The sequence below is a fragment of the Actinoplanes sp. CA-051413 genome, assembly GCF_050955795.1.
In the GTDB taxonomy this organism is placed as follows: domain Bacteria; phylum Actinomycetota; class Actinomycetes; order Mycobacteriales; family Micromonosporaceae; genus Actinoplanes.
Genome location: NZ_CP192100.1, coordinates 3,643,320 through 3,670,312 on the forward strand (window position 1 = coordinate 3,643,320; position 26,993 = coordinate 3,670,312).

The window sequence follows — 26,993 nt, forward strand, 5'->3', positions numbered from 1 at the left end:
CAGCGCCGACCCGGCGGCCAGGCTGATCCGCCCGCGACATCGCGCCGATCTATGGACTCTCACGCCCCGGACTGAATGGCCGGGCGGTGAGCGCGAAGGCCAGCATCCCGGTCGCGGTGAAGTCGATGGACGGTTCGGTGTTGGCCGAGACCTGCTCGTCGTCGGTGTAGTGGGCGTCGTCGCGGTCGTAGGCGGCGAAGGCGTCGGTGGAGCACGAGCTGTTCTTCCGGGTCTCGATCAGTTCGTGGATCCGATCGGCCTTGTTGGGGCCGTTGACCACCGCCCCCGTCATGCCGGGGGCGGGGGAGCCGGTGGTCAGGTTGGCGATCTGGTCGTGCGGGCACCGGGGGTACGTCGTACCCGCGGCCACCACCAGCGACGTACCCCAGCCGTTGGCGCCCAGCGCGACCCCGCGCTGGGCCGTGCCGAACGCGGCGTAGTGGTCGTCCCCGGTGAGGCCGCGGTAGAGCGCCGCGGTGACGACGTAACCGAGCTGGCGTGAGGCGTAGTCGTATCCGCCGTTGCCGGCGGCGGCTCCGAAGGGGTTGGCTTCGGCGGCCCGGACCCCGGCGTCGAGACGTTTGCGCAGGTCGCGCCGCAACTCGTCGAGGCTGATGGCCGCTCCGGTCACCGGTGTGGTGGTCAGCACCTTGCTCAGTTCGGCGTCGGCGACCGCGCTCAGGTCGTAGACGTTCAGGGCGTCGGTCCGGCCGGTGTCGGCGTTGACCCTGGCCCAGCGGGCCGCCCGCAGCGTCCAGTCCGGGGTGCGCGGATCACGCAGCAGAGCCCCGGCCAGGGCGAGTTCGGCCGCGCCGGTGGCGAGGTCGTCGGCCCAGCTGTCCTCGGGATAGAAGCTGCGTGGCTGGGCCGTGACGAGATCACCGACGTCGGCGGTGCCGGCCTGGTCGAAGATCTGCGCCGCGGCGGTGAGGTGGCGGCGGGCGCGGGCCGGATCGGTGGCCGCCTCGACCTGGGCGGCCAGCGCGAAGGCGGCGGCCACCCGGCCGGCCAGGTTGGGGCTGAGCTCTTCGCCCGGTGCGGCGGCCCGGAACACCGGCCGATAGCGCTGGTAGTAGCGCTCGTCGCCCGGCTCGACGGCGAGCTGGTCGTCGGCCTGCGGCAGCCGCCAGGTGTCATGGTCGCCGAGGAAATCCGCGGCCACGCCGCTGCCGATCCCGACCTGGGTGTAGAGCGTACGGGTGCGCTCGTCCCACATCTTGTCCAGCCAGTCGATGCCGTGCCGGGTCTCGTCGGCCAGGCCCGCCGGGGCCGGCCCGTCGCGCTGCACCAGCAGCATCGCGACCAAGGCGTACGCGCTGGTGTGGGTGAACTTGAGGAAGTCGCCCGCGTCGTACCAGCCACCTTCGACGTCCACCGGGCCGCCGGTGGGCTCCAGTGCCGCGATCATCCGGCCGTCCTCGTCGTAGCGGGGATCGGCATAGACGGTGGCCTCGCGGTCGGCCAGGTGCGCCGGCGTACGCCGCCAGGCCCCGGCGACCTGATCGGCCCCGTCCCGATGAGCTTGGAAGTACGCGAGCGAGTTGGCCACCAGCGGACCGAACAGCTCGGCGGCGGGAGCGACCCGGAACGCGGGGGACTCGGCGGTGACCGATCCCTGCACGCGGAGCCGATACGTTCCCGGACGGGTCAGCGCGGTGAGATCGATGGGGTGGACCGCCGGGAACCTGGCATTCCACTCGCCCCGGCCGCCGCCGATCTCCGGTGACAGCACGGTCCGGCCGGCGGTGTCGATGACGGTGGCGTGGGCCCCGCCGGCGTCGCGGGGAGCCAGCAGTGTCGCTGTCTTGGCTTCCCTGATGCCGTAGCCGACCTGGTCAAGGCGCAGCACCGCGTCCTGCTCCGGCAACACCGGCACCGGCACCGGGCTAGGTGGCGGCCCGGCCGGGCTGGTGGGCGGCACCACGCGGGGCTCGGCCGGAGCGTCGCAAGCGGCCGCGCCCAGGACGGCTGTCAGCAGCATCGCCACGATGAGGCGGCGACGGGTACCGGGCACTGATCGGGTCACGGAGGCCGAGTATGGGTCAGCCCGGAGCGCATGATCCGGACCCGGTGTCCGTCGCTGGCCCGGGAGGCGGACTGCTCCCGACGGGCGGACGGCCGCCACGGCTGGTTAACTACGGACGTGGCCGCGTACCCGTTCCGGATGCCCCGACTCGGCCGTGCCCGGCCGATGCGGATGGCCGGCGCGGCCCTGGTCCTGCTGCTGCTGGCCGCGGGCCTGCTGTTCTCCGCGGGCAGCGCCCATCACGGGCACGCCCACGATGCCGCCGCGGGGGACCGGGGCACCGTCGCGGATCTCGCGCGCCTTCCGCACGCGCACACCGGCGAGACCCCCGTCCACCAGCATGAGCACGGCGACGACTGGACCGCCTGCCTGTCGCCGCGCGCCCGTCCGGCCGGTGACGTCACGCTGGTCGCCACGGTCGCCGTCGATGCGACGGCGCTGTGCCCGGATCTGCGTACGTCGCACACCGTCGCCGCCGCGGCCGACGCGGATCTGAGTTTGCTGGGCGTTCTGCGGGTATAGCAGCTCTTCTTCCCTGCTCACCGCACCACCGCACGCCATCGCGCTCACCGGCTGTCACGCCGGCGGCGTCTGTCTCGTGTCCGGCAGCCCCCAGGAAGACGATTCCCTGTGCACCCGCAACCGCCCCGCCGCACCACCCACGCCTACGGAACTCCGAAGAACCGGCTCGTCTACGACCGCTGGGGCCGCTTCGGCCGGCCGGTCGTGCTGCTGCACGGATTGTTCTACGACCGCACCATGTGGTGGCCGGTCGCCGCCGAGCTCGGCGACAGCTGCGCCGCCATCGCCGTCGACCTGCCGGGCCACGGCGACTCCGCGGCCCGCGACGACTACGACGTCACCCAGCTGGCCGAGGACCTGGCCGTGCTGATCAACGGCCTGGCCCTGCACCGGGCTCCGGTGATCGTCGGGCATGCCGAGTCGGCCCGGCTGGCCGAGACGTTCGCCGCCGCGTACGCCACCCAGGCGGTCCTCACGTTCCAGGACACGCCGGCAGAGCCGCCAGAGACCACGCGGGAGCTGGACACGGGTGATCTGAGCGGCGTACCGGAGCTCTACCGCCAGTTCGCCGTCGCCCGGCACGACGACGCGCTGCTCGCCGGCTACCGGTCCTGGTTCCGCCCGCCCGCGCACAGCGAGCCGCGGCCGGAGACCATGCCGCTGAGGCTCAGCGCTGAGGGCAGTGCCCAGGCGCGGCTGGGCGGACAGTTTCCACACTTGTGTGACGCGGCCAGCTTCGCGGCCTTGCTGCGGACCTTGCGCTGACGTCGATGGAGGAGCGGCCGCTACTCGGTGGCCGCGTCCACGTCGGCCTTGTCGCCTTCGCCGACCCAGACCGCCTTGAGGTTGCAGAACTCGCGGATGCCGGCGGACGACAGCTCCCGGCCGTACCCGGAGTTCTTCACCCCGCCGAACGGCAGCTGCGGGTACGAGGTCACCATCCCGTTGATGAAGACCGCGCCCGCCTCCAGCTCGGTGATCAGCCGCTGCTGCTCGTCCGGGTCGGCCGTCCAGGCGTTCGCCCCGAGCCCGTACGAGGTGGCGTTGGCCAGTTCGATCGCCTCGTCGAGGGACCTGGCCCGGTACACCCCGGCCACCGGCGCGAACACCTCTTCGGAGTACATCCGCATCTCCGGGGTGAGGTCGGTGACCACGGTCGGCGGGTACCACCAGCCCGCACCTTCCGGGGCGCGGCCGCCGCACCGTACCGTCGCGCCCCGGCCGACCGCGTCGGCGACCTGTTCCTCGGCGTCCTTGCGGCCCTGCTCGGTGGCCAGCGGCCCGACGTCGGTGGTGTCCATCATCGGGTCGCCCACGGTCAGGGCCGACATGTGCGCCACGAACGCGTCGACGAACTGGTCGTAGACGTCGGTGTGCACGATGAAGCGTTTCGCGGCGATGCACGACTGGCCGTTGTTCTGGCAGCGGGCGGTGGCGGCGACCTCGGCGGCCCGGTCCAGGTCGGCGGTCGGCAGGACGACGTACGGGTCACTGCCGCCCAGCTCCAGCACGGTCTTCTTCAGCTCGCGCCCGGCGATGGCGGCGATCGATCGTCCGGCCCCTTCGCTGCCGGTCAGCGTGGCTGCCCGTACCCGGGGATCGGTGAGGATGCGCTCCACCGCGTCGGAGCCGACCAGCAGGGTCTGGAAGGCCCCGGCCGGGAAACCGGCCCGGGTGAAGAGTTCGCCCAGGTAGAGGGCGGTCTGCGGCACGTTGGACGCGTGCTTGAGCAGCCCGGTGTTGCCGGCCATCAGGGCCGGCGCCGCGAACCGCATCGCCTGCCAGAGCGGGAAGTTCCACGGCATCACCGCCAGCACCGGCCCCAGCGGCTGGTACCGGGCGTACGCGCGGACGGCCCCGACCTCGGACGCCTCGGCCGGCTCGTCGGCCAGGAAACGCTCGGCGTGCTCGGCGTAGTAGCGGCAGGCGGTGGCGCACTTGGCCACCTCGGCCTTGGCTGCCGCGAGGGTCTTGCCCATCTCGAGGGTCATCAGGGCGGCGACGTCGTCGCGGTCGGCGTCGAGCAGGTCGGCGGCCGCGGTCATCCAGGCGGCCCGCTGCGCGAAGGTGGTTCTCCGCAGCTCGCGGAAGCCGGTCAGCGACCGGCCGACGGCGACATCGATCTGCTCCTCCGTGAGCGCGTCGAAGGTCTTGAGCACTTCACCCGTGACCGGGTTGATCGTCGCGATCGGCATGGTCGCACTCCCTTCAGATCTGTCCCAGGGCCTACCCGGGTGCGGGTCCGCTAACCACGGACGAACGGACGGGCGTAGCGGCCGGGCCGGCGGGGTATCGGTGCCGCGTGACGGATCGACGCTTCCCGCGGTTGGTCGCGGTGGCGTGGCGGCGACTGCGTCACCGTGTCGGCTGGCTGGATCACCTCGTCCGGGCCGGGCTGCGCTACGACGAGGCCGACGGCGGCCGCCTGGCCGCGGCCGTGACCTACTACGCGTTCTTCGCGACCTTCTCGCTGGGCCTGCTCGGCTTCGCCGTCTTCGGGTTCGTCCTGGACGACCCGGCGGTGCTGCGCGCGGTGGAGCGTTACGCGGCGGAGAACCTGCCCACCGTCGACGTGCAGACGTGGCGCAACGCCCGCAACACCGCGGGCGTCATCGCCTTCATCGGCTTGCCGATCACGGGCTGGTTCTGGGTCGACGTGCTGCGGTCCTCCATCCGCAAGATCTGGGACCTGCCCGAATACCCCGGCAAGCTGGTCGTCCGGGTGCTCCTCGACCTGCTCGTGCTGGTCGGGCTGGGCGTGCTGCTGGCCGCGTCGCTGTCGGTGGCGTACGTGACGACCACCCTCGCGAACCGGGCGGTCGACGCGGCGGACACCGCGTCCACCCCGTCGCGGTGGGTGCTGGCCACGGTCGGACTGCTGATCGGCCTTGCGGTGAACACGGTGCTGGCTGCCGGCATGCTGACCGGGCTGCCCCGGGTACGGATGCCGGTGCGCCGGGTGCTCGGACCGGCGCTGCTGGCGGCGGCCGGGCTGGAACTGCTCAAGACCATCGGCCGCCTGTACGTGCAGAACACCGCGGCCAATCCCACATACCACCTGGTCGCCGGCTCGGTGGGGCTGCTGGTCTTCCTCAACGCGGTCAACCAGCTGGTGCTCTTCGCCGCGGCGCTGACGGCGACCAGCACCGCCGGTCGCCCGGCCGACCTCGCCGCCGAGGGGGACGAGGACGAGATCCCGGACGAGGACGTGCCGGCGTGAGGCTCGTCGATCTACTGCCGCGAGCCGAGCATGGCGGTCCGTAGGAGGTCGGCCAGGTTTGCCTGGGCACTGTGCAGGTGGGCGTTGGCCAGGGCGACAGCGGCGTAGCCGGCGAAGGTCTGGGCGACGGTGACGGCGTCCTCGTCGAACGCCTGCGGCTCGGTGGCGTAGAGGTTGAGCGCCCCGGTGGCCGATTGGTGGACGGGCAGCCCGACCGACAGGCAGCTCCGGCATCCGGCGTCGAGGGCGAGGGCGGCGAAGTCCGGCCACCGCGCCTCGCTCTTCAGGTCGTTGAGGACCAGTGTCCCGCCCGAGGCGAGGGCGTCGAGGCACGGTCCGTGGCCCTGCTCGTACTGTCTTTCGTCCAGGTCGAGCGCCAGGCCGCCGGTGAACGCCGCGGTGTGCGCGCCGTTGCCCCGGCTGAGGGTCACGGAGACCTCCGCCGTGCCGGGGACGGTGCGCTTGGCGAGCTCGGCGAGCTGTTTCAACAAGCCGTCGACGCTGGTCTCGCTGAACGCGAGGAGACCGATCTCGTGGAAGGCGTCGGTGGGATCCATCGGGTGTGCGCCGGTCATGGCAGGTGTCCTCAGGGACGGGGGTCGCTGCAGGAAACCCCGTCGGGGGGATCCGGGACCCACGCCGCTGCATGACGCAAGCACGCCGACGTCATGATGGCGCCGACTACAGATTTCTCTTCGAAGGCTACCCGCGCCCGGGAGGAATACACGTCGGGCGGGCCGGTCACCCCGGCCCGCCCCGGCTCAGCCGTCGCAGCGCCAGGTGATCACGCCCGAGCTGCCGTCGAACGGCAGGCCGACCACCAGCCCGGAGTCCGAGACGGCCAGCGGATCGCCGCGCGTCCCGTCCGCGAGCCCCAGCTCGACGTTGGTGTCGTTGCGCAGCACCGTGCCGTTCGAGGCGATCCAGCCCTTGTCGTTGATGCCGTTGGCGGGTGAGCCGACCGGCAGGCGGGTCACCTCACCGGTGCGCAGGTTCCAGCGGCCGACCTCGCCGGACGGCCACAGGTTGCCGGTGGCCCAGCCGTTGCGCACATTGCTGACGGTCGCCTGCTGCCCGGCGGGCGCCTTCAGCGCCCGGCCCTTACCCCGCTGATTCCACGTGTACGACGTGAGCGTCTCCCCGTTTGCCGAGATGATCTGACCGACGATCGTGCCGTCGTCGGTGAGGCCCTTGCCGTCGGCGTACGCGGGCAGCGGCAGTTTCGTGGCCGTCCGCGCTCCCACCTTCCAGAGCAGCACGGCGTCGGTGCGATGGTCGGAGCTCTCCCGGTCGGCGTTGACCAGGACGTCGCCCGTCGCGTTGATCTTCGCCTCGGTGAACGTCCACCGGCCCGGCGGCGGCGTCAGCTTCTCGGGCACCCCGTCGGTGTAGCGCACGACGGTGTCCGCCCACTTGTCCTTGGGCCCCGCGATGGCCGCCACCACGCCGTCGGCGTTCACGGCGCTCGCCGTCACCCAGTCGCGCACCTGAGGCAGCACCTGCGGCTGTCCGTCCGTCCACAGGATCACCCGGCCCGCGGCGATGCCGGCCGTCTTGCCCTCCGGAGTGTCGAGCTCGCTGGACCGGACCTCGTTGCCGAGGACGTACCGGCCGCTCGGGTCGACCCCGGCGGGCTGGACCGTCGTCATCCCGGCGGGGACCGGCAGGCGGGTGGCGGCGCATCGCAGCGTGGGCAGGCCCGGGTCGGCCGTCGCCTGCCGCGGGCCGCCCGACGTCTCGGCCGTCGGTGCCGCGGCGGCCTGGTCCGGCGGTGGACCGCCGGGCCGCAGCAGCAGCGACGGTACGCCCACGATCAGGCCCGTCGCCAGCACCGCTCCGCAGCCCGCCCGCACCGCCCGGCGGCGCAGCATCCGCCTGCGGCCCCCCTCGACCAGCCGCTCCACCTGAAGCTTCGTGGCCGGCACCTCGACCGCCTGGAGCCGTTCCCGTACGTCCTGCTCGCCCATCATGATGCGTCCCTCATTCCCTGCGCGATGCTGACCTGGCGTTCCGGGCCGAGCGCCGCCCGCAGGCTCGCCAGTCCCCGCGCGCACTGACTCTTGACGTTGCCCACCGAGCACTTGAGCGCCTCGGCGGTGGCTTCGACCGACAGATCGTCGAAGTAGCGCAGCACCACCACGGCCCGCTGACCCTTCGGCAGCACCCGCAGCGCCGTCATCAGCGCGTCCCGTTCGACGACGCCGTGGTCGGCGGACTGGACCGTGGCCGCGTGCACCGGTACGTCGCCGAGCCGCACCCGGGACCACCGCAGCCGCCGTTCGTCGAGGTAGCGCCGCACGAGAATGCTGTGCACGTACGCGTCGACGTTGTCCGCCGCGGTGACCCGCTTCCACTGGGTGTACAGCGCCGTCAGCGTGGCCTGGACAATGTCGTCCGCCCGGTGCGCGTCGCCGCAGAGCATGTACGCAGTCCGGTGCAATCGCGACAATCGTCCCGTCACGTACTCGATGTATTCCCGTTCTTGATCGGGCCGCATCCCGCTCCCTTCGCCGGCCACCTGCACCCACCTGTCGCGGACCGCGGCCCGAAAGGTTGCATGAGCGTACGAAGCCGACGCACGGCCCGAAAGTAGCCAGCAAACTATCGGAATGTTTCGGCGTTGACACCGAATGTTTCACGCTATTACGTTGGCGTGGTCTCGTCCGCCGACGGCTCCTGGGGGGCCGGACGCCAGAAGGGCTCTGCCGACAATGACCTTCGTCCTGCATGTGGCGACCAGTGGTTCCGACGACGCCGACGGCTCGGAGAAGCAGCCGTTCCGCACGATCAACCGGGCAGCCGCCGCGGCCCGCCCGGGCGACACGGTTGTCGTGCACGGCGGCGAATATCGGGAGTGGGTGGCGCCCCCGCGCGGCGGCCTGAGCGACACCCGCCGGATCACCTACACCGCCGCCGACGGCGAGCACGTGGTCATCAAGGGCTCGGAGCGGGTCACCGGCTGGGTGCCCGACGGCGGCACGGTGTGGCGGGCCGAGGTGCCGAACGCGCTGTTCAGCGGCTTCAACCCGTTCGCCGAGGAGGTCGCCGGCGACTGGATCGTCTACCCCGAGGGTGCGCCGCCCAAGCACCTCGGCGACGTGTACCTCAACGGCCGCAGCTTCTACGAGGCCGGCGGCCGCGCCGAGCTCGACGACCCGCCGCTGCGCACCGAGGTGGTGGACCACTGGACCGGCCTGGCCGACCAGGTCCGCGACCCGGAGCAGACCCGGCTGGTCTGGTACGCCGAGGTGGGCGCCGAGCGGACCACGATCTGGGCCAACTTCCAGGGCGCCGACCCGAACACCGAACTGGTCGAGATCAACGTCCGCCGGTCGGTGTTCCACCCGCTCGTCCCGCACGTGAACTACATCACCGTACGCGGCTTCGAGCTGGCCCAGGCCGCGTCGCCGTGGACCCCGCCGACCGCGGACCAGCCCGGTCTGATCGGCCCCAACTGGGCCAAGGGCTGGATCATCGAGGACAACGTCATCCACGACGCCAAGTGCTCGGCGGTCTCGCTCGGCAAGGAGGCGTCCACCGGGCACAACTACGCCACCGAGCGCGGCGACAAGCCCGGTTACCAGTACCAGCTCGAGTCGGTGTTCGCCGCGCGCCAGATCGGCTGGGACCGCGAGCACATCGGCTCGCACATCGTGCGCCGCAACACCATCTACGACTGCGGGCAGAACGGCATCGTCGGCCACCTGGGCTGCGTGTTCTCCACCATCGAGGACAACCACATCTACAACATCGCGCTCAAGCGCGAGTTCTACGGCTACGAGATCGGCGGCATCAAGCTGCACGCGGCCATCGACGTGGTGATCCGGCACAACCGCATCCACGACTGCTCGATGGGCACCTGGCTGGACTGGGAGACCCAGGGCACCCGGGTCACCCGCAACGTCTACTACCGCAACAACCGGGACCTGTTCGTCGAGGTCAGCCACGGCCCCTACCTGGTCGACCACAACCTGTTCGGCTCGCGCGCGTCGTTCGAGTCGTTCAGCCAGGGCGGCGCGTTCGTCGGCAACCTGTTCGCCGGGACGCTGCGCATCGAGGCGGTGATGGACCGGGCCACGCCGTACCACCAGCCGCACAGCACCCAGGTCGCCGGCTACGCGTACATCCGCGGCGGCGACGACCGCTACGTCGGCAACGTCTTCCTCGGCGGTGATACCGCTGAGGCGTACGGCGACGGCGGCCAGGGCGGCAGCGAGCCGGGCTACGGCCTCGCGGGTTACGACGACTACCCGGCGTCCTTCGAGGAGTACGTGGCCCGCATCGAGGCGCAGCCCCCGGGCGACCACCAGCGCTACCTCGACGTGCTCCAGGCGGTCTACGCCCACGACAACGTCTACGCCGCCGGCGCCCGGCCGTTCGCCGCGGAGACCAACCCGCACGTGCTCGGCGACGCGACCGTGTCGGTCGTCGAGGAGGGCGACGCGGTCTACCTGCAGACCAACTTCCCGGCCGGGTTCGACGAAGCCCGGGTCGGCCCGGTCGGTGGCCGTGACCTGCCGCGCGTCCGCTTCGCCGACGCGGAGTTCGAGGAGCCGGACGGCAGCCCGGCGGTCATCGACGTGGACCTGACCGGGCAGCGGCGCAACCCCGGCGAGACCGCGGCAGCCGGTCCGGTCGCCGCGCTGACCTCGGGCGATTCCCGCGTACGGGTCTGGTGAAGTCATGAATCGGCGGGCCCGGCCACCTGGCCGGGCCCGCCGATTGCGTCATGCCGTCAGCGCTGTCGGGTGAGCAGTCCCGGGCGGTACGGCAGCAGGCCGTAGTCGCCGCCGGAGCTCGGTGAACGGCCCTGGTAGAGCAGTTGCAGGTTGCACGGGTCGATGGTCATGGTCTGGTCCGCGCTGGTACGGATCAGCTCGCCGTGGCTGATGTCATTCGTCCAGGTCGCACCGCTGTTGGCCTTGCCCGCGAACGGGTTGCTCTCGGTCGCGGCGTTCGGCGTCCAAGAGCCGTTGAGGCTGCTGGCAGTGAAGGACCGGAAGTAGCGGCCCTGGCTGCCGATGGCCTCGACGATCATCAGGTACTGGTTCTGGCCCTGCACCTTGTACACCTGGGGTGCCTCGAACAGGTTGTTCGTGGTGTCACTCATGATCGTGGTGTACGAGGAGCCGAAGTTGCCGGGGAAGTTCCCGATCGGCATGCTGGCCCGGTAGATCTTGCCGTTGTCGCCGGCGAAGAACAGGTACATGTTCGTGCCGTCACCGATGACCGTCTGGTCGATCGGCCCGGTCCCGGACCCGGTGATGCTGCCGGAGAACAGGGGTTGCGCCGCGGACCAGCCGTTGGCGTTGGTCGGGTCGTTGGACGTGCGGTAGGAGAACGCGGTCGCACCCCACTGGTAGGTCAGCACCCAGATGTTCTTCGGCGCGAAGTAGAACAGCGACGGCGCCACGGTGCCCTGGCTCATCCCGTTCTGGCTGGCCGAGCCCAACTCCGAGAAGTTGTTGACCAGGCTGAAGTTCATCGAGCCCCAGCCGCTGGTCGAGGTGTTGCCGTGGGTGGTGGCGTAGACCAGCTGCTTGCCGTTGTACGGCGCGGTCGTGAAGTCCTTCAGCGATGCCCACCCGGCCTTCGGGGTGGCCAGCTGACCGGTCGAGCTCCACCGGTACGACGACGGCAGCGTGCACGAGCCACCCGGCGGCGGTGTCGTCGGGGTGGTCGGCGTGGTGCTACCGACGCGGACGAGTTGCCACTGCTGGTTGGCGCCGTTCCAGTCGGCGTACTGCACGATGTTCGCGCCGTCCGCGGTCGACGCGCCCTGCACTTCCAGGGCCTTGCCGCTGTTGCGGTTGATCAGCTGGATGTAGCCGTCGATGTCCTGGACGCTGAACTGCTGGTTCGCGGCGTTGTTGTCGGTGTACTGCACGATCGCGCCGCCGTCGGCGGTCGACCAGTTGTAGACGTCGAGGACCTTGCCCGACAGTCGTGACTTGAGCCGGTAGAAACCACCACCGGAATCGACGAACTGCCACTGCTGCTGGCTACCGTCGTTGCGGGTCCACTGGGTGATCCGGGCGCCGTCAGTGGTGGCGAGGTTGTACACATCCAGCGCCTTGCCACTGGTGCGGTTGACCAGAATGTACGACGCACTCGTATCGATCGTCGCGGCGGATGCCTCGGTGGCGGTGATCGCGACGGTTCCGGCGGTGGCCACCAGCGCCAGGGACGCCAGGGCCGTACGGATCCAGCGAGGCCGCCGGGGACGGGCGGACACTTCCATGTGTCGTTCTCCTTCAGGAGTGGGGGAGGGGTGACCAGTTGTTAACGTTCACAACTACGCCGACATTGATCCCGGGACGCGGAGTGACGATGATTGGGAGCGCTCCCGAGAGGCTCATGTTGCCAGAAGGTTTCCTGCTCATCAAGGCGCTGATTCGCCATTGGTGAGCGACTTTGTGACGACCTTCCGCGTAACGTTTTTTCCGACATTGGAGCGCGATTCAGAAAAGGCGTTCCGTGTCGAACCAGGCCGGGGCCGCCTCGGCGTGGTCGCCGGTCAGCCGGTTCACCGCGTCGTCGCGTTCGCTGGTCTTGACGCCGGGCAGCTGGTTCACCGCTCGGACGAAGTCCCGCACCGCCGCCTCGAGGTCACCGCCGGCGGCGATCGCCTGCTCGGCGGCGCGGTAGGCCCGGGTCGCGGGCCGTGCTCGGTGGCGACCCACTGGGCGGTGCGCTGCTTGGAGACCGAGCGGTCACGGAACTCCGGTCGCAACTCGCCGCGCAGCCGCCGCCCGGTGAGATGACGAAGCTCGGCCGGCGCCGGCAGGTTGGTGAGCCGCCCACGCACCCGCCACCGTGAAGCGGACAGAAATGCAGCGCCGGGCACCTGGCTCCGCACCGATCGCGACGCTCAGCGTGGCGCGCGGCGTCTCGAGGCGGTCGGCAGGGGAGACCACGAGGTCGGGCCGGGCCCATCCGAACCTCCTCGCGGCGGGCCGGGAAGGATCCGCATTGCCCGTTCGCCGATTCGCCGGTCCGCTATCAATAACGCCGGACCGGCGCATCCTACCGGTACGGTCAGAATGCCCCCGGATCCCGGGTATCGGTTTTCCCGATGTCCCGGATCGACACCTCTGATAACGCTCACAACGGATCGACCGGCCTTGCTTTCCGGAGCCGCATCATTGAATATTGCCGGGCATCGCCATTCTGGCTGCGCCGCGGTGACGGCCGGTATCCGGGAGACAGACACCCCCATGTCCTATCAGCAGCCCGGTCGTTCGCGCGGCCGTCCCGGATCGCGAGCCGGCCGGTCGCCCGCACAACCGCGCAGCTCAGCCGTCATCGTCGGCGGGGCCGTGCTCGCGGTGCTGGCGATGGTGCTGGTCATCGTCATCGAGCGCCGGCAGCACGCGGACACCGCGCCCGATGCGAGCGGTGCGTGGATCGCCCCGCCGGTGGCCGACCAGTCGCCGGCGGTCATCCCGTTGCAGTCCGCCACGCCGTCCCCGTCGGGCGCCCCGGACGCCGCGGCCACCGGTAAGCCCCTGCCGGTGGCCCGGCCCTCCTCGTCCCGTCCCGCGCCCCGCCGCACGCCCCCCGCCCGGCTGCTGCCCGGGCCGGGGAGCCGGATCAGCCTGGTGGCGGTCGGCTCTCCCGGCCTGCGACTGCGGCACCAGGACTTCCGGATGCGGCTCACCGCGATCGGCCCGCGCAGTCCGGCCCTCGCCCGGGCCGACGCCACTTTCGTCCTGCGCCGGGGCCTGGCCGACGCGCGGTGCGTGTCGCTGGAGGCGGTCAACTTCCCGGGTCGGTTCATGCGCCACCGCAACTTCGTGGCGGTGCTGCAGCCGCGGGAGCGCTCGTCGCTGTTCGCCGCGGATGCGACGTTCTGCCCGCAGGCGGCCGGCACCGACGGGACCTTCGTGCTGCGGTCGAGCAACTTCCCCGACCGCCACCTCATCGCCGACAGCCGTTCGGTGCGTCTGGCCGGACCGGCCATCGGGCCGGCGCAGAAGTTCCGCGCCGAGCCGGGCCTCTGAACCCGCGGTCCCCGGCCGCCCGACACCACGGCAGGAGTGACGGATGAGAACCGCGAGCATCGACCTGAACCTGCTGGCGGCCCTCGACGCTCTGCTGGCCGAGCGCAACGTCACCCGGGCCGGGCGGCGGCTCGGGCTGAGTCAGCCCGCGATGAGCGAGGCGCTCGCCCGGCTGCGCCGGCACTTCGGCGACCAGCTCCTCGTCCGGGTCGGCAACAACTACGAGCTGACGCCGCTGGGCGTGGGCCTGCGCGCGACCTCGGCCGCGGCGATGCAACTGGTCGAGCAGACCTTCACCGCCGCCCTGGGCTTCGATCCGGCGTCCTGCGAACGCGAGTTCGTCCTGCTGGCCTCCGACTACGCGGCCGCGGTGCTGGGCCCGCCACTGATGCGTGCCCTCCGCCAGGCGTCGCCGGTCGCCCGCCTGCGCCTCGATCAACTGCCCGCCGACGACCCGGCCGGGACCGCGCCCGGCCGCCCGCGCCCACCCGACGGGGTGGTGCTGCCGCGCAGCCTGGCCCCGGCCGGGATGCCCGGGACGACCCTCTTCTCCGACCGCTGGGTGTGCCTCGCGGCCGCGGACAACCCGGCCGTCCGGGGCGGGCTGACCGTCGAGAAGCTCGCGGCGCTTCCCTGGGTGGTGCACCAGGACGTACGGGCGCACCACCCCGTGCTCGCCGATCTGCGGGCCCGCGGGCTCTCGCCCCAGGCCCGGTTCTCCGTCGGCGGGTTCCATCTGCTGCCCGAACTGGTCCGGGGCACCGACCATCTCTGCCTGATCCAGGAACGGCTGGCCACCCGGGTCGCCGGGCCGGAGCTGCGTGTCCTCGAGGTGCCGTTCGATCTGCCGCCGGTGGTGGAGACTCTGTGGTGGGACCCCGCGCACACTCACGATCCCTCGCACCGGTGGCTGCGCGATCTCGTGGCCGGCGCCGCTCGTGAGCTGACGGGTGAGTTCGGCCCCGGCGCCCCGCCGAACCAATCCTGCAAAGCCCGCCCGCCCGCACGAACATTATCGCCCGGCAAACGCCGCAGCCCGAACGATTGACGGGTTATTCCACAATGGTGCCGCGCGGTATGGAAATAGTAGGGGCATCGCCTTTTCCAATGGGCTCGGAGTCGCATCTGTAGACTGCTTTCATCAAAGCGCTTCGGCAGTGCGAGAGCAGGCGGCGGTGACAGCACATCGGGTCACGATCTACGAGGTGGCCGAGCGGGCCCAGGTGAGCATCTCGACGGTGTCGAACGTGCTCAACAAGCCGGACAAAGTACGGGCGGCGACCCGGGCCCGGGTCCTCGCCGTCGTCGACGAGCTCGGTTTCACCCCCAAGGTCCAGGCGGTCAGCCTCGCCCGGCAGGGCACCGGCCGGATCGGGGTGATGGCCCCGTTCACCTCCTACAGCTCCTACCTGCGCCGGCTCTCCGGGGTGCTGACCGCCGCCACCGAGCTGGAGACCGACGTGCTGGTCTTCGACCACGAGTCGGCCGCCCTGACGTCGTCGCCCACCCTGGCCAGCATGCCGATCCACGGCCGGCTGGACGGCCTGATCGTCATGGGCCTGCAGATCGAGCCCGGCATTGCCGGGCGGCTCCGCGAGCGTGGCCTGCCGACGGTCGTTATCGACGCGGACAGCGACCTGTTCAGCCGGGTCGTGATCGACGACGACGACGGCGGCCGGATCGCCGCCCGGCATCTGCTCGAGCGGGGCCACCGGCGGCTGGGCTACCTGCTGGAACGGCAGGTCTCCGACTACGAGTCGCAGGCGGTCAAGCGGCTGGCCGGGTTCCGGGACACAGCCGCCCGGTCCGGGGCGGAGGTGGTGGTGGCGACCAGCGACAACTCGGTCGACGGGGCGCGCCGGGCGGCCGCCGGGCTGCTGGACGCCGCCGAGCGGCCGACCGCCGTCATGGCCCACCACGACGTGCTCGCGGTCGGCGTGCTGCTGGCGGCCCGCGACCGGGGCCTGCGGGTGCCGCAGGACGTCGCGGTCATGGGCTTCGACGACGGGGAGGCCGCCGCCGCGGCCGATCTGACCACGATCCGCCAGCCGTTCGAGGAGTCGGGCAGCACCGCGTTCGGCGTGCTGCTCGGGCACATCGGCGGGTCCGCCCTGCGCTCGGCCACGGTGCTCGACGTTCACCTGGTCGGACGCTCCACCACCTGAAGTCCCGTTCCGCCCCGGCTCGCCCTGTTGACTGATCGCGGGCGCCCGCCGGGACGCCTGAGCAGCGGTGACGCCATAAAAGTGCTTTTACAAAAACTCTTGACATGGCTTGCCGGCTGATGTTTCGTTCGTGTGACGAACCCGCCGGGCGGCGGCGCCCGGCACCGAGGGAGTGGCGATGGGACTGGCCGACGCGGTCGAGGTCTTCCTGGCGACGAAGCCGGACTCCGGCGACCCCGATGCGCCCGTGGCGGAACGGCGGACGGCCATCCACCGGGGCTCGGACGAGCTGTTCGCGAAGTTCGGCGCGCCCGCGGTGCCGGTCGGCGTCCAGGACTTCCCGGTCGGTGCCATCCGGGTCCGGGTCTACCGGCCGGCCACCGTCACCGGTCCGCTCCCGCTCTACGTCTTCCTGCACGGCGGCGGCTTCTGGCTGGGCTCCGTCGACGAGAAGGTCAACGACGCGATGTGTCACGACCGCAGCCGCCGCGCCGAGTGCGTCGTCGCGGCGGTCGACTACCGGCTGGCGCCCGAGCACCCCTTCCCGGCGCCGCTGGAGGACTGCTACGCCGGGCTGAGCTGGGCGGTGCAGCACGCCGGGGAGCTCGGTGCGGACCCGGAACGCGTCGCCGTCGGCGGGATCTCGGCGGGCGCGAACCTGGCCGCCGCCGTCACACTGCTCGCCCGGGCCCGTGGCGGCCCGCGTCTCGCCCTGCAACTGCTCGAGGTGCCGCCGCTGGACCTGACCCTGGACACCATGCGCCGGTCCGGCATCACCGACGACTACGGCATCACCGTCGACGACATGCGGCTCTGCGGCGATCTCTACCTCGGCCCGGAGCACGACCGGCGCGACGAGGTCGTCTCACCCCTGTTCGCCACCGACCTGACCGGCCTGCCGCCCGCACGGATCATGAGCGCCGAGCACGACCCGCTGCGGCTCGAGGGCGAGCGGTACGCCCACCGGCTGCGCGACGCCGGAGTCCCGGTGTCGTTCGAGCTCTATCCGGGAGCGGTGCACGGATCGCTCGCGTTGACCGGCACCTGGCCTCCGGCCGCCACCTGGCAGCAGGACGTCGTCACCGCGCTCCGGCGCTTGCACACCCCGCAGCCCACGACCCGCTGACCGCTTCACCCGTCCACTGAGGAGTGCTCATGACCCTTACCCCGTCCGGCCGGCACCCCGCCGGTCGTACCCGGCCCCTGTTCGCGATTCTTGCCCTGTCCGGTGCGCTCGCCGCGGCGGCGTGCAGCGCGCCCGGTGGTGATGCCCCCAGCACCGGCGCGAGCGCCCCGGCCGCCGTCAAGACGACCTGCGGCACCGAGCCGGTGACCCTGAAGGGCTACTTCGAGACCGGCTTCCCGCTGCCGAAGACCCTGGCCGACGCGTTCACCGCGCAGTTCCCGAACGTCAAGTGGGACATCCGCGAGGACCAGTTTGCCGTGATCACCCAGAACGCCCCGCGCGTGCTGTCCGACGACCCGCCGGACCTCATGCGCATACCGCAGATGTCGGAGCTGGCCAAGGACAACCTGCTGCTGAACCTGGACACCTACGCCTCGGCGTACGGCTGGGACAAGTGGCCGGCCTCGCAGCTCGAACAGATGCGCTTCGGCAGCAACGGCGAGCGCGGGGCCGGCCCGCTCTACGCGATGGGCCTCAACTTCAGCATGACCGGGATCTTCTACAACAAGAAGCTCGCCGCCCAGGTCGGGATGACCCAGCCGCCGCAGACGCTGGCCGACTTCGACGCCGTGCTGCAGAAGGCCAAGGACGCCGGCATCACCCCGATCAACCAGTTCAACGGCGGCGCCACCGGCGGGCTCGCGTTCCCGCTGCAGAACCTGATGGCGGCGTACGGCGAGACCGCCCCGATCAACGACTGGATCTTCAACAAGCAGGGCGCCACCATCAACACGCCGAGCAACCTGCAGGCCACCCAGCACCTGGAGAAGTGGGTCAAGGCGGGCTATCTGGCCCCGGACATCAACTCGCAGGACTACGCGATGATGATGAGCCGCTTCATCGGCGGGAAGAACCTGTTCATCTTCAGCGGCGACTGGGAATCCGGCAACCTCGACAAGCAGATGGCCGGCAACGCCGGCTTCTTCCTCATGCCTCCGGCGCAGGCCGGCGGCAAGCAGGCCGCGATGTCGGCCCCGCTGACGTACGGCATCAGCGCGAAGAGCAAGAACGCCGACTGCGCCGCCTTCTTCCTCAACTGGGTGGCCACCGACCAGAAGGCGCGCGACATCGGCGTGGAGGTCGGTGGCTCGCACCCGATGGGCCCGACCGACGCCTACATGCCCGCGGTCGGCCAGGACACCGTCACGGCGAGCACCCTGGCCGCCGGGGCGACGATCGGTAAGGACAACGGCGCCATGGACTTCATCGCCAACGCCACCGGCGCCATCTACGCCAAGAGCTGGACGCCGCAGCTGCAGAAGCTGGCCGCCGGTCAGCAGACGCCGCAGGGCCTGCTGACCGCGGTGCAGAAGGATTACGAGAGTCAGGTCAAGGGCTGACCCGATGGCCGGACCTCTCGCTGTGACGGCGGAACCGGCCACCGGGCGGGGGCGGCGTCGACGCCCCCGCTCGGCCTGGCTCGGCTGGCTCTTCGCCCTGCCCGCCGTCGTGGTCTACCTGACCTTCGTCATCCGCCCGCTGCTGCTCACCGTCCAGTACTCCTTCTACGACTGGAACGGCATCGGCGCGGCCGAATGGATCGGCCTGGACAACTACGTCCGGCTGTTCACCGACCCGGAGCTGTCCGCCACGATCCTGCACGCCTTCGAGCTGATCCTGTTCTTCAGTTTCGTGCCGGTGCTGCTGGGACTGGCGGTCGCGGCGACCATCCGGCAGATCGCCCAGAGCCGCCTGGCCCTGGTCGCCCGGACCGTGCTGTTCCTGCCCCAGGTCATCCCGCTGGTGGCCGCCGGCATCATGTGGACCTGGCTGCTCTCGACCACCGGCCTGATCAACCAGCTGCTGTCCGGCATCGGCCTGGGCTCGCTGACCCGGGCCTGGCTCGGTGACTTCGGCACCGCGCTGCCCGCGGTCGGGGTGATCGGTGCCTGGGTCCAGATCGGCCTGTGCACCTTGCTGCTGCTGGCCGGCATGAGCAAGATCGACAATTCCCTGTACGAGGCGGCGCGGCTCGACGGCGCCGGCCCGTTCCGCGAGTTCCGCTCGATCACGCTGCCCGGCCTGCGCCAGGAGATCGGGGTGTGCGTCACGGTCACGGTGATCTCCGCCCTGGCCAGCTTCGACATCATCTACGTCTCCACCCAGGGCGGCCCCGGCAACGCCACCATGGTGCCCGGCCTGGAGATCTACTACCTTGCGTTCGCCGAGCGGGAGGTCGGTATGGCCTCGGCGCTCGCCGTCGCCCTGACCGTGCTGGTCCTGCTCTGCGTCCTCCCGATCCAACGGCTCACCAGGGACGGCACCCGATGATCGTCACCCGTCGCGAGACCCTGACCGGGCGGGTCCTGCTGGTCCTGCTCATGGTGCTGACCGTGCTGCCGTTCGTGAGCTTGTTCGTCACCGCCCTGCACCCCTCCGGGACCTATCCGGACGGGCTGTCCTGGCCCAGCAGCCCGCAGTGGGGCAACTTCGCCGACGCGTTCCAGGCCGCGAACATGGAACGGCTGCTGCTGTCGAGCGCGCTGATCGTGCTCGGCGTCGTACCGGTCTCGATCGTGTTCGGCACCATGGCCGGCTTCGCCTTCGGGCATCTGCGGATGCCGGGCCACCGGCTCGGCTTCCTGGTCTTCGTCCTCGGACTTACCCTGCCCTTCGAGGGCCTGATCACCCCGCTGTACTACCAGGTGCGCGACATGGGCCTGCTGAACACCAGGTGGGCCATCATCCTGCCGCTCATCGGCCTGTTCATGCCCTTCTCGGTGCTGTGGATGCGCGCGCACTTCGTGACCATGCCCGACGAGCTCTCCGAGGCCGCGCGCATCGACGGGGCGAACACCTGGCAGCTGTTCTGGCGGGTGCACGTGCCGCTGGCCCGGCCGGCCCTGACGTCGCTGGGCATCCTGCTGTTCCTGTGGACCTGGAACCAGTTCCTGCTCGCCATCGTGCTGGTCGACGATCCGGCGAAACGCACGATGGCCGGTGCGCTCGGCGCGTTCCAGGGTCAGTGGGGCACGGACATCCCGCTGCTGTGCGCCGGCTCGCTGCTCATCCTGACGCCGACCCTGGCCATCTTCCTGATCTTCCAGCGCCGCTTCGTCGCCGCTCTGTTGCAGGGCTCGGTCAAGGGATGACCACCGACCACGACCGCAGGCAGTTCCTGCGCTACACCCGTACGGAAAACTGGCCGATGCTGGCCCGCCACCCGGTGGCCGCGACCGTGCACCACGACCTGCTCGCCGGGATGCTGGCCATCCGCCCGGAGGAGGTCGCCGCCGGGATCGAGGCCCTGCGGGCCGAGGCCGGCCGGGCCGCGGCGGACCTGCTCGCGGACGCCCGGCTGCGGGCGGCGATCGAGGCGCTGCCCTTCCGGGCCAATGACCGCGTCGTGGCCGTCGGCGACTCGATCACCGCGGACCGGGTCGGCTGGTTCGAGATGCTCACCGCGGCCGTCGCGGCGGCCGGTCCCGGCGGCTTCACCCTGCGCAATCTCGGGCTCAGCGGCAACACGACCGCCGATGTGCTGGAACGCTTCGACCTGCTGGAAGCGGCCCGGCCCACCCACGTGCTGCTGATGCTGGGCACCAACGATGCCCGGCGGCACGGCCGGACGTCGGGATATTCCATGGCCACCGGCCGGGAGACCGAACGCAACCTGCGGGCGCTGGCCGACCTCATCACCCGTGAGCTGAGGGCCGGCGTCACTCTCATCACCCCACCGGCCGTCGACGGTCCGGCCGCCGGGGCCTTCTTCGCGGGCCTGCCGTTGAGCTGGGACGCGGCCGCGGTGGCCGACGTCGCGGCCCGGGTCCGCCGGATCGACGGCCGGGCGATCGGCCTGCACGACGTCACGTGGGCCCGGGTGCCCGGGGACCTACTGGAGCCTGACGGGGTGCATCCGACCCCGGCCGGTCAGCGGCTCATCCTCGCCACCGTCGTGCAGCACCTGGCCGGCGCCGCGGGCCGCCCGGCCGTACCGGCTTGTTCATCCGGTACGGCCGGGTGAGCACGATCGCCGGCTCAGCCGACGGTGCAGGTGGGCGTGGCGCCGGGGCCGGCGCCGGTGCCCTGGAACCCGAACTCGGTGCTGCCACCAGCGGGGACCTGGCGGTTGTAGTCGACACTCCGGAAGCTGACCGTCCCGGTCGTGCCGGAGTTGGTCGCGCTCCAGGTCCCGGTGACAGCGCCACCGGACGGCAGCGTCACATTGACGGTCCAGCCGTTGACCGCCGACGAGCCGGCCGTGACCCGCACGGTGGCCACGTAGCCGCCGTTCCAGCTGTTCAGCGAGACCGTGGCGGTGCAGCCCGAGCCGGTCTGCGGCGGGGGCGACGTGGTGACCGGCGGAGTGACCGGCGGCGTGGTGGGATTGGTGTTGCCACCGGCGTTGAGGGCGTTGAGCACTGAGGTGTAGGCGGCTTTCTTGTTGCCGGAGCCGTCGAACAGCAGCGGGTTGTCCGAGCGCCAGGAGTCGCTGTCGCGGATGCCCCAGACGGTGATGCCGGTGCAGCGGGCGACGGCCAGGCAGGCCCGGGTGACGGAGGCGTAGATGTTGGCCTGGTTACCGCCCTGCTGGACATCGAGTTCGGTGATCTGCACATCGACACCGAGGTCGGCGAAGCGTTGCAGGTTCGCCTGATACGTCGAGTCGATAGTGGTGCCCAGATGCGACTGGAAGCCGACGCAGTCGATCGGGACGCCGCGGGATTTGAAGTCGCGGACCATGGTGTAGATGCCGGTCGACTTGGCGTTGATGCCGTCGGTGTTGTAGTCGTTGTAACACAGCTTGGCGTTGGGATCCGCGGCGCGGGCGGCGCGGAACGCGGCTTCGATCCAGTCGTTGCCGGTGCGTTGCAGGTTGGAGTCGCGGCGGGCGCCGCTGCCGCCGTCGGCGAAGGCTTCGTTGACCACGTCCCAGGCGTAGATTTTGCCCTTGTAGTGGGTGGCGACCTGGGTGACGTGGTTGATCGCGGCGCTGCGCAGGGTGCTGCCGGTCAGTGATTGGGCCCAGCCGGGTTGCTGGGCGTGCCAGAGCAGGGCGTGGCCGCGGACTTTGGCGCCCATGGCAACACCTTGGTTGAGGATGCGGTCGCCGCCGTTGTAGTTGAAGCTGCCCCGGGCGGGTTCGGTGGCGTCCCACTTCATCTCGTTCTCGGGGGTGACCGCGTTGAACTCGCTGTTCAGGATCCGGGTGTAGGTCGCATCACCCAACCGGCCGGCCGCGATCGCCGCACCGAAGTAACGGCCGGTCTGCGCCGCCGAGGCGCCCAGGGTGCTGGCGGCCTCGGCGGTGCCGACTACCGCGATGCTGGCGGCGACGACCACACCCGCGGTCGCTGCGGAGAGCAGCAGCGTGCGTCGTTTTCCTGAGGAGGTTCGGAGCTTCATGAGGAGGTGTGCCTTTCCGGCGCGGCGAGGACGGTGAATGGCGGGGGACCGATGTGTCCCGGCAGCGGCCACGAAAAAGATGAGAACGTTAACAGCCTGATTCGAGAGATTGCCAGATTGTTTCCGCGCATTCAAGTGGCATCCTTCGATGTCTTTCGTTGTTCCTGGTCAGCGGGTCGTGGGCGGATTGCCGCGTACTGTTGCGACTTTCGCGGCGCGCCGGCCATAACAGTTCCTGGATTTCCGACATTGATGGTCCGGAATGCGATATCGGATTGTCGGGATGATCCAGCCCGGCTGGGAAGGTCGTCCGGGCCGCTGCGGTCGACCCGACGCCGCCGCCTGGAACGCTCGAGGCGAGATGTCCCCGGTCAGAGCCCACGAGCACCGCGGTGACCCGTTCCTCGCTTCCAAGCTCGGCCTCGGCGTGGACCCGCAGACGCTCGTCGGCACGTTCCAGCCGTTCGCCGCGAGTGAGAGCTAGCGCAAATTGGTTTGCTGTGGAAACCTGTTGGCATGACCACTGAATCGATGTCCGCCGGCGGCGACCCCCGCCGGCTCTTGTCGGACGTCCGGGGCCTGACCCACCGCGTACGCCTGGACCAGCGCCTGACCTGGCTGGCGCTCCTGGTGCTGGGCGTGGTGACCCTGGTCGGCATCCCGTTCGACTGGTTCGGCATGCGCTTGAACTGCGCCGCGGACGGCAGCTGCGAGTTCGCCCGGCGCGGCGTGCTCTTCTACTGGCCACCCGCGCTCCTGCTGGCGTACGCAGGGATCACCGTCAGCTACATCCGGGCCGCGCGGGCGCGGGGGCTGGGCGCCCGGGTGCTGCCGTACGCGATCACCGGCGCCGCTCTGACCGTTCTGTTCACCGCCGCGTGGGTGGCGGCCGCCCTGTACTTCCCGGACCATCCGGTGCAATTCCCGTCCTGGGTGCTCGTGGTGGACCGGCTGATCGCGCCGTGGGGGGTCATCGGGGTCGCGCTGCTGGTGCTGGCCCGGGTGGAGCGCAACGTCGCGTTGCTCCTGTTCACCCTCGGATACCTTGCCGTGGCGCTGACGTTGCCCACCAACGAGGGCTGGGGGACCTCCTGGGGCATCCGGGCCGACTTCGCGATCCCGCAGGTCATCTGCGGCATCGTGCTGCTGCTGGGTGCGACCGGCTTCGCGGTGGCCCGCCGGCGGCACCGGTGACCACCGAGGCGCCGGAGCCGCAGGAGTCGTCCGGGCATCCGGTCACCGGGCTGGACGAGGTCGTGCACCAGCGGGTGCGGCTGGGGATTCTCGCCATCACCCACGAGGCGCGCCGGGTCGAGTTCGGCTACCTCCGCAGTCAGTTGGATCTGACCGCCGGCAACCTTTCCAAGCACTTGAGCGTGTTGGAGATGGCGAGCCTCATCGACGTGGAGAAGGGCTACGAGGGCCGGCGCGGCCGCACCTGGGTCACGTTGACCGCCGCGGGCAGCACCGCGCTCGCCGAGGAGATCAAGCGGCTGAAGCTGCTCATCACCCAGATCGAGAGCACCGACACCCCGGAGGACTGATGACCACCGCCCTGACCCGCCGGCACCTGCTCACCGCCGCGCTCGCGACCGGCGTCGCCGTGCCGCTCGGCGCCGGCCATGTCCGAGCAGCCCAGGCCGTGCCCGGCCCCGTACGGCTGACGCTGCCCGCACCCACCGGGCCGCACCGGATCGGCACCGTGTCTTTGCACCTGGTCGACCGGTCCCGCCCGGACCCCGTTGCCGGGCGGGGGCTGCACCGGGAGCTGATGATCAGTCTCTGGTATCCCGCTGCTCCCGGCGCCCGGAGTCATCCGGTGGCGCCGTGGATGACCGCCGCGCCGTTGCGGGCCCTGCTGGCGGGCAACGGCTTCGATCCCGAGGTCGCGGCGGGGCCCCGCACGGCTGGGCATGAGGGGGCGCCCGTGCTGCGGGCAGCGGACCGGCGGCCCGTGATCGTGTTCTCCCACGGCTCCGGCGGTCACCGGTCGGAGACCACCATCGTGGTGCAGGAACTGGTCAGTCACGGGTACGCCGTGGTCACAGTGGACCATCCGTACGACTCGTACAGCGAGTTCCCCGACGGCCGGCTCACCATGCCCGACGACGACGTATCGGTCACGCCGTGGGATCACGCGAACGACGTCCGCTTCGTGCTCGACCGGATCGAGGACCTCGTCGCCGGACGCAATCCCGACGCCGGGCGCCGCCGGTTGCCGGCCGGCCTGGGGGCCACGCTCGATCCGCGTCGGATCGGCATGTTCGGCTGGTCGAAGGGGGCGACGGCCACCGCCCTGGTCATGAACACCGACCGGCGGGTGCGGGCCGGGCTCAGCCTCGACGGGCCGATGCAGTCGCAGCCGCCGGTGACCGGGCTCGACCGGCCGTTCATGCTGATGACCGCCGAGTTCAACCGGGCCGCCGAGCCGAGCGTCGAGGAGTTCTGGTCGCTGCTGCGGGGCTGGCGGCTCAACGTGCAGGCGGACGGCGCGCTGCACGGGTCGTACTGCGACCACCAGTGGCTGCTCCCGCAGCTGGCGACCATCACCGGGATGAGCGACGAAGAGCTCGCCGGCTGGATCGGCACCCTCGACCCGGCCCGGGCGGTACGGATCCAGCAGGCGTACCCGCTCGCCTTCTTCGAGCTGCACCTCCGCGGCCGCCGGGGGCACCTGCTCGACGGCCCGAGCCGGGCCTTCCCCGAGGTGCGTTTCCTGCCCTGAGCCGGACCTGAGGGTCCTCAGCCGGACCTGAGGTTGCTCAGCCGGACCTGGGCATCCTCAGCCGGACCTGAGCATCCTCAGCCAGACCTGAGGGTGCTCAGCCCGACCGAGCGGCTCGGGTCAGTCTTTGGTGGCCCGTTCGGTCGCGGCGTTGTCGCTCGCCACGATGAGGCCGAGCAGCTCCACGCCGAGGCCGGCCGGGACCCGGACCCGGCCGCCGCCGGTCGAGATCGCCTGCGGGCAGTTCTTGTCGCCCAGCACCACGGTGACCTCGCCGATGCTGATGCCGACCGCCTCGGACCCGCGCAGGACGCATTCCTGGCCGGCGGGCACCGGGTCGCGCAGCTCGGTGAGGGCGGCCCGGATCCGGTTCAGCGTCTTGGCGTCCGTCGCCACCCTCATGCCGTTGCTGGGCGGCGCGTCGGCGGTGGCGCTGGTGATCCGGGCGGGCAACCGCAGGCCGCCGGAGGCCGGGGGCGCTGGGGGAGCGGGCCAGGTGATGCGGTCGAGCAACTGCTCGCGACGCTTCTCGTCACCCGAGATGAGGGCCGCCGTCGCCTCGATCGGGGCCGTGTAGGGCCGGTACGTCCAGGTGGAGGTGACCCCGAGGGTGCTGGCCTGTTGCACCTGGAGCAGCTGCTCGTCCCGGACCACCAGCTGCTCCGGACCGAGGGACGGGCTGACCCCCCGCTCCACGAGAGCCATCCACGGCTCACCGTCCGACCGGCAGACGACGAGACCGCCCCCGGGAGGGACAGGATTCGACGGCATGAAGTCCCACTGGGCGGCGAGGTAGACGGTGCGCGGCTCGGCGGTGCACGCGTTGAAGGCTTGCACCGTGCTCGTCCGCCAGCCCTCCGGCACGACGACCGACACCCCGCCGAAGGTCACCGCGCTTCCCGACTGCCCGTCGATGTCCGACCGGCCCACGACGGTGAGAACGACGGGCAGGGTCAGAACGGCCAAGGCGGCGGAGGCGGCAGCTTTCCAGGCGCGGCGGCGCCGGACACTGCGCCGCCCGAGGCTGAGCATCCGGGCCGCCGGGTCGGTCTCGGACGGCGTCACGGAGGTGGCCGCGCGATCGAGGAGTTCGTTGACTTGGCTGGTGTTCACGGCGTCTCCCGGGCGGATTCGACGAACAGTCCACTGGCGCGCAACGCCGCCAGGGCGCGGGACGTGCGGCTCTTGACCGTGCCCACCGCGATGCCGAGGGTCTGCGCCACCTCAGCCTCGGAGGCGTCGGCCCAGAACCGCAGCACGAGCACCACCCGCTGGTCGGCGGGCAGCCGGCGCAGGCTGGCGAACACCTGCACGCTGAGGTCAACCTGCTCCGTGAAACCTCGGCGTGAGGTGTCCGGCAGCTGCTCGGTCGGCACCTCGCCGCGCCAGCGCCGGCGCCGGGCCCGCATCGCGGCCCGGATCATCACCTGCCGGACGTACGCCTCCGGTCGCCCGTCGGGCGCGCCCAGCCGGGACCACGACCGGTACGCCGCGATCAGCCCCTCCTGAGCGAGGTCCTCACCCAGCCGGCTGTCCCCGGCCAGCAGCGCGCCGAAGCGAACGATCTCGCGGTACCGGCCGGCGACGAAGTCCTCGTAGCCGGCGGGTCCCGCACCGCGGAGCAAGCCCATACCGGAGTAAGGGCCCTGGACCCGACCGATGGTTCCCCCCTCTTCGACGCCCGGGAGACAGCGGCGCGCGGGAGAAAAAGCAAAAGGCAAGGAGACATCTCCCTGCCACTTCTAACGTATAGCGGACCGGGGGGCTTGCGGCAAGACCCCGGTGGTGGCGCACAATCGT

General features: G+C 71.0%; 26 protein-coding genes. 16 read left to right on the forward strand and 10 right to left on the reverse strand.

Annotated elements, in window-relative coordinates; genetic code table 11:
- Positions 1-49: 49 nt before the first annotated feature.
- Complete coding sequence (locus tag ACQP2Y_RS16980; protein ID WP_433729260.1) at positions 50-2,026, reverse strand: glycoside hydrolase family 9 protein; 1,977 nt, start codon at positions 2,024-2,026, stop codon at positions 50-52.
- A gap of 138 nt (positions 2,027-2,164) precedes the next feature.
- On the opposite strand from ACQP2Y_RS16980, the gene ACQP2Y_RS16985 reads away from it, so the two are divergent.
- Both ACQP2Y_RS16985 and ACQP2Y_RS16990 read left to right on the forward strand, forming a co-directional pair.
- The gene (locus tag ACQP2Y_RS16985) at positions 2,165-2,548 is read left to right on the forward strand and encodes a hypothetical protein (protein ID WP_433729262.1); all 384 of its coding nucleotides are present in this window, start codon (positions 2,165-2,167) and stop codon (positions 2,546-2,548) included.
- Positions 2,549-2,656: 108 nt separating this feature from the next.
- On the forward strand, positions 2,657-3,313 hold the full coding sequence (locus ACQP2Y_RS16990) for an alpha/beta fold hydrolase (RefSeq protein ID WP_433729264.1): 657 nt from the start codon (positions 2,657-2,659) through the stop codon (positions 3,311-3,313).
- A 20-nt stretch (positions 3,314-3,333) separates the two neighbouring features.
- Here the strand turns inward: ACQP2Y_RS16990 and ACQP2Y_RS16995 are convergent, their stop codons facing one another.
- Entirely contained in the window at positions 3,334-4,743 is a 1,410-nt protein-coding gene (locus tag ACQP2Y_RS16995; protein ID WP_433729266.1) for an NADP-dependent succinic semialdehyde dehydrogenase, read from the reverse strand.
- 107 nt (positions 4,744-4,850) lie between these two features.
- Here ACQP2Y_RS16995 and ACQP2Y_RS17000 point away from each other — a divergent pair, with 107 nt between their 5' ends.
- On the forward strand, positions 4,851-5,768 hold the full coding sequence (locus tag ACQP2Y_RS17000; protein WP_433729268.1) for a YihY/virulence factor BrkB family protein: 918 nt from the start codon (positions 4,851-4,853) through the stop codon (positions 5,766-5,768).
- Positions 5,769-5,779: 11 nt separating this feature from the next.
- Here the strand turns inward: ACQP2Y_RS17000 and ACQP2Y_RS17005 are convergent, their stop codons facing one another.
- From ACQP2Y_RS17005 to ACQP2Y_RS17015, 3 genes are all read right to left on the reverse strand, one after another.
- Positions 5,780-6,343, reverse strand: a complete 564-nt coding sequence (locus tag ACQP2Y_RS17005; protein WP_433729270.1) for a GAF domain-containing protein — start codon at positions 6,341-6,343, stop codon at positions 5,780-5,782.
- A 186-nt stretch (positions 6,344-6,529) separates the two neighbouring features.
- Positions 6,530-7,738: a hypothetical protein gene (locus ACQP2Y_RS17010; RefSeq protein ID WP_433729272.1), complete on the reverse strand. Its 1,209-nt coding sequence runs from the start codon at positions 7,736-7,738 to the stop codon at positions 6,530-6,532.
- Positions 7,735-8,265 carry a SigE family RNA polymerase sigma factor gene (locus ACQP2Y_RS17015; RefSeq protein WP_433729274.1) on the reverse strand — a complete coding sequence of 177 codons (531 nt, stop codon included), beginning with the start codon at positions 8,263-8,265 and terminating at the stop codon, positions 7,735-7,737. The genes ACQP2Y_RS17010 and ACQP2Y_RS17015 overlap by 4 nt, the downstream gene beginning before the upstream one ends.
- A 214-nt stretch (positions 8,266-8,479) precedes the next feature.
- On the opposite strand from ACQP2Y_RS17015, the gene ACQP2Y_RS17020 reads away from it, so the two are divergent.
- On the forward strand, positions 8,480-10,447 hold the full coding sequence (locus tag ACQP2Y_RS17020; RefSeq protein ID WP_433729276.1) for a right-handed parallel beta-helix repeat-containing protein: 1,968 nt from the start codon (positions 8,480-8,482) through the stop codon (positions 10,445-10,447).
- A gap of 56 nt (positions 10,448-10,503) precedes the next feature.
- On the opposite strand, the gene ACQP2Y_RS17025 is transcribed toward ACQP2Y_RS17020, so the two are convergent.
- Both ACQP2Y_RS17025 and ACQP2Y_RS17030 read right to left on the reverse strand, forming a co-directional pair.
- The gene (locus tag ACQP2Y_RS17025; RefSeq protein WP_433729278.1) at positions 10,504-12,009 is read right to left on the reverse strand and encodes a non-reducing end alpha-L-arabinofuranosidase family hydrolase; all 1,506 of its coding nucleotides are present in this window, start codon (positions 12,007-12,009) and stop codon (positions 10,504-10,506) included.
- Between the two features lie 220 nt (positions 12,010-12,229).
- Complete coding sequence (locus ACQP2Y_RS17030) at positions 12,230-12,451, reverse strand: hypothetical protein (protein WP_433729280.1); 222 nt, start codon at positions 12,449-12,451, stop codon at positions 12,230-12,232.
- A 534-nt stretch (positions 12,452-12,985) separates the two neighbouring features.
- Here ACQP2Y_RS17030 and ACQP2Y_RS17035 point away from each other — a divergent pair.
- The 8 genes from ACQP2Y_RS17035 (at position 12,986) to ACQP2Y_RS17070 (ending at position 21,086) form a co-directional block, all read left to right on the forward strand.
- Positions 12,986-13,771 (forward strand): AbfB domain-containing protein, encoded by a 786-nt coding sequence (locus ACQP2Y_RS17035; protein ID WP_433729282.1) that lies wholly within the window; start codon positions 12,986-12,988, stop codon positions 13,769-13,771.
- 43 nt (positions 13,772-13,814) lie between these two features.
- On the forward strand, positions 13,815-14,819 hold the full coding sequence (locus ACQP2Y_RS17040; RefSeq protein WP_433729284.1) for a LysR family transcriptional regulator: 1,005 nt from the start codon (positions 13,815-13,817) through the stop codon (positions 14,817-14,819).
- Between the two features lie 127 nt (positions 14,820-14,946).
- Positions 14,947-15,936 (forward strand): LacI family DNA-binding transcriptional regulator, encoded by a 990-nt coding sequence (locus tag ACQP2Y_RS17045; RefSeq protein WP_433729286.1) that lies wholly within the window; start codon positions 14,947-14,949, stop codon positions 15,934-15,936.
- Positions 15,937-16,114: 178 nt separating this feature from the next.
- Positions 16,115-17,062 (forward strand): alpha/beta hydrolase, encoded by a 948-nt coding sequence (locus ACQP2Y_RS17050; RefSeq protein ID WP_433729288.1) that lies wholly within the window; start codon positions 16,115-16,117, stop codon positions 17,060-17,062.
- Positions 17,063-17,091: 29 nt separating this feature from the next.
- A complete protein-coding gene (locus ACQP2Y_RS17055; RefSeq protein ID WP_433729290.1) occupies positions 17,092-18,462 on the forward strand; it encodes an ABC transporter substrate-binding protein in 1,371 nt (456 codons plus the stop codon).
- A gap of 4 nt (positions 18,463-18,466) precedes the next feature.
- On the forward strand, positions 18,467-19,393 hold the full coding sequence (locus ACQP2Y_RS17060) for a carbohydrate ABC transporter permease (protein ID WP_433729292.1): 927 nt from the start codon (positions 18,467-18,469) through the stop codon (positions 19,391-19,393).
- Positions 19,390-20,214, forward strand: a complete 825-nt coding sequence (locus tag ACQP2Y_RS17065) for a carbohydrate ABC transporter permease (protein ID WP_433729294.1) — start codon at positions 19,390-19,392, stop codon at positions 20,212-20,214. Before ACQP2Y_RS17060 ends, ACQP2Y_RS17065 begins: the two co-directional genes overlap by 4 nt.
- Entirely contained in the window at positions 20,211-21,086 is an 876-nt protein-coding gene (locus tag ACQP2Y_RS17070; protein ID WP_433729296.1) for an SGNH/GDSL hydrolase family protein, read from the forward strand. Before ACQP2Y_RS17065 ends, ACQP2Y_RS17070 begins: the two co-directional genes overlap by 4 nt.
- 14 nt (positions 21,087-21,100) lie before the next feature.
- Here the strand turns inward: ACQP2Y_RS17070 and ACQP2Y_RS17075 are convergent, their stop codons facing one another.
- Entirely contained in the window at positions 21,101-22,468 is a 1,368-nt protein-coding gene (locus tag ACQP2Y_RS17075; protein WP_433729298.1) for an endo-1,4-beta-xylanase, read from the reverse strand.
- Between the two features lie 361 nt (positions 22,469-22,829).
- Here ACQP2Y_RS17075 and ACQP2Y_RS17080 point away from each other — a divergent pair, with 361 nt between their 5' ends.
- From ACQP2Y_RS17080 to ACQP2Y_RS17095, 4 genes are read left to right on the forward strand one after another with little or no spacing between them, the layout of a single operon-like run.
- The gene (locus tag ACQP2Y_RS17080; RefSeq protein WP_433729300.1) at positions 22,830-22,952 is read left to right on the forward strand and encodes a hypothetical protein; all 123 of its coding nucleotides are present in this window, start codon (positions 22,830-22,832) and stop codon (positions 22,950-22,952) included.
- A 32-nt stretch (positions 22,953-22,984) separates the two neighbouring features.
- Positions 22,985-23,662: a hypothetical protein gene (locus tag ACQP2Y_RS17085; RefSeq protein WP_433729302.1), complete on the forward strand. Its 678-nt coding sequence runs from the start codon at positions 22,985-22,987 to the stop codon at positions 23,660-23,662.
- The gene (locus ACQP2Y_RS17090; protein WP_433729304.1) at positions 23,659-24,012 is read left to right on the forward strand and encodes a transcriptional regulator; all 354 of its coding nucleotides are present in this window, start codon (positions 23,659-23,661) and stop codon (positions 24,010-24,012) included. Before ACQP2Y_RS17085 ends, ACQP2Y_RS17090 begins: the two co-directional genes overlap by 4 nt.
- Positions 24,012-25,193, forward strand: a complete 1,182-nt coding sequence (locus tag ACQP2Y_RS17095) for an alpha/beta hydrolase family protein (RefSeq protein WP_433729306.1) — start codon at positions 24,012-24,014, stop codon at positions 25,191-25,193. Before ACQP2Y_RS17090 ends, ACQP2Y_RS17095 begins: the two co-directional genes overlap by 1 nt.
- Positions 25,194-25,313: 120 nt before the next feature.
- Here ACQP2Y_RS17095 and ACQP2Y_RS17100 read toward each other — a convergent pair whose 3' ends face one another.
- Entirely contained in the window at positions 25,314-26,306 is a 993-nt protein-coding gene (locus ACQP2Y_RS17100) for a hypothetical protein (protein WP_433729308.1), read from the reverse strand.
- Entirely contained in the window at positions 26,303-26,818 is a 516-nt protein-coding gene (locus ACQP2Y_RS17105; protein ID WP_433729310.1) for a SigE family RNA polymerase sigma factor, read from the reverse strand. The genes ACQP2Y_RS17100 and ACQP2Y_RS17105 overlap by 4 nt, the downstream gene beginning before the upstream one ends.
- Between the last annotated feature and the right edge of the window lie 175 nt (positions 26,819-26,993).

Bases quoted from the DNA above. Each gene is read 5' to 3' on its own strand.
- ACQP2Y_RS16985 (WP_433729262.1), top strand. From the start codon at position 2,165: ATGCCCCGACTCGGCCGTGCCCGGCCGATGCGGATGGCCGGCGCGGCC.
- ACQP2Y_RS16995 (WP_433729266.1), bottom strand. From the start codon at position 4,743: ATGCCGATCGCGACGATCAACCCGGTCACGGGTGAAGTGCTCAAGACC.
- ACQP2Y_RS17005 (WP_433729270.1), bottom strand. From the start codon at position 6,343: ATGACCGGCGCACACCCGATGGATCCCACCGACGCCTTCCACGAGATC.
- ACQP2Y_RS17010 (WP_433729272.1), bottom strand. From the start codon at position 7,738: ATGATGGGCGAGCAGGACGTACGGGAACGGCTCCAGGCGGTCGAGGTG.
- ACQP2Y_RS17015 (WP_433729274.1), bottom strand. From the start codon at position 8,265: ATGCGGCCCGATCAAGAACGGGAATACATCGAGTACGTGACGGGACGA.
- ACQP2Y_RS17020 (WP_433729276.1), top strand. From the start codon at position 8,480: ATGACCTTCGTCCTGCATGTGGCGACCAGTGGTTCCGACGACGCCGAC.
- ACQP2Y_RS17025 (WP_433729278.1), bottom strand. From the start codon at position 12,009: ATGGAAGTGTCCGCCCGTCCCCGGCGGCCTCGCTGGATCCGTACGGCC.
- ACQP2Y_RS17035 (WP_433729282.1), top strand. From the start codon at position 12,986: ATGTCCTATCAGCAGCCCGGTCGTTCGCGCGGCCGTCCCGGATCGCGA.
- ACQP2Y_RS17040 (WP_433729284.1), top strand. From the start codon at position 13,815: ATGAGAACCGCGAGCATCGACCTGAACCTGCTGGCGGCCCTCGACGCT.
- ACQP2Y_RS17050 (WP_433729288.1), top strand. From the start codon at position 16,115: ATGGGACTGGCCGACGCGGTCGAGGTCTTCCTGGCGACGAAGCCGGAC.
- ACQP2Y_RS17055 (WP_433729290.1), top strand. From the start codon at position 17,092: ATGACCCTTACCCCGTCCGGCCGGCACCCCGCCGGTCGTACCCGGCCC.
- ACQP2Y_RS17060 (WP_433729292.1), top strand. From the start codon at position 18,467: ATGGCCGGACCTCTCGCTGTGACGGCGGAACCGGCCACCGGGCGGGGG.
- ACQP2Y_RS17065 (WP_433729294.1), top strand. From the start codon at position 19,390: ATGATCGTCACCCGTCGCGAGACCCTGACCGGGCGGGTCCTGCTGGTC.
- ACQP2Y_RS17070 (WP_433729296.1), top strand. From the start codon at position 20,211: ATGACCACCGACCACGACCGCAGGCAGTTCCTGCGCTACACCCGTACG.
- ACQP2Y_RS17075 (WP_433729298.1), bottom strand. From the start codon at position 22,468: ATGAAGCTCCGAACCTCCTCAGGAAAACGACGCACGCTGCTGCTCTCC.
- ACQP2Y_RS17080 (WP_433729300.1), top strand. From the start codon at position 22,830: ATGTCCCCGGTCAGAGCCCACGAGCACCGCGGTGACCCGTTCCTCGCT.
- ACQP2Y_RS17085 (WP_433729302.1), top strand. From the start codon at position 22,985: ATGACCACTGAATCGATGTCCGCCGGCGGCGACCCCCGCCGGCTCTTG.
- ACQP2Y_RS17095 (WP_433729306.1), top strand. From the start codon at position 24,012: ATGACCACCGCCCTGACCCGCCGGCACCTGCTCACCGCCGCGCTCGCG.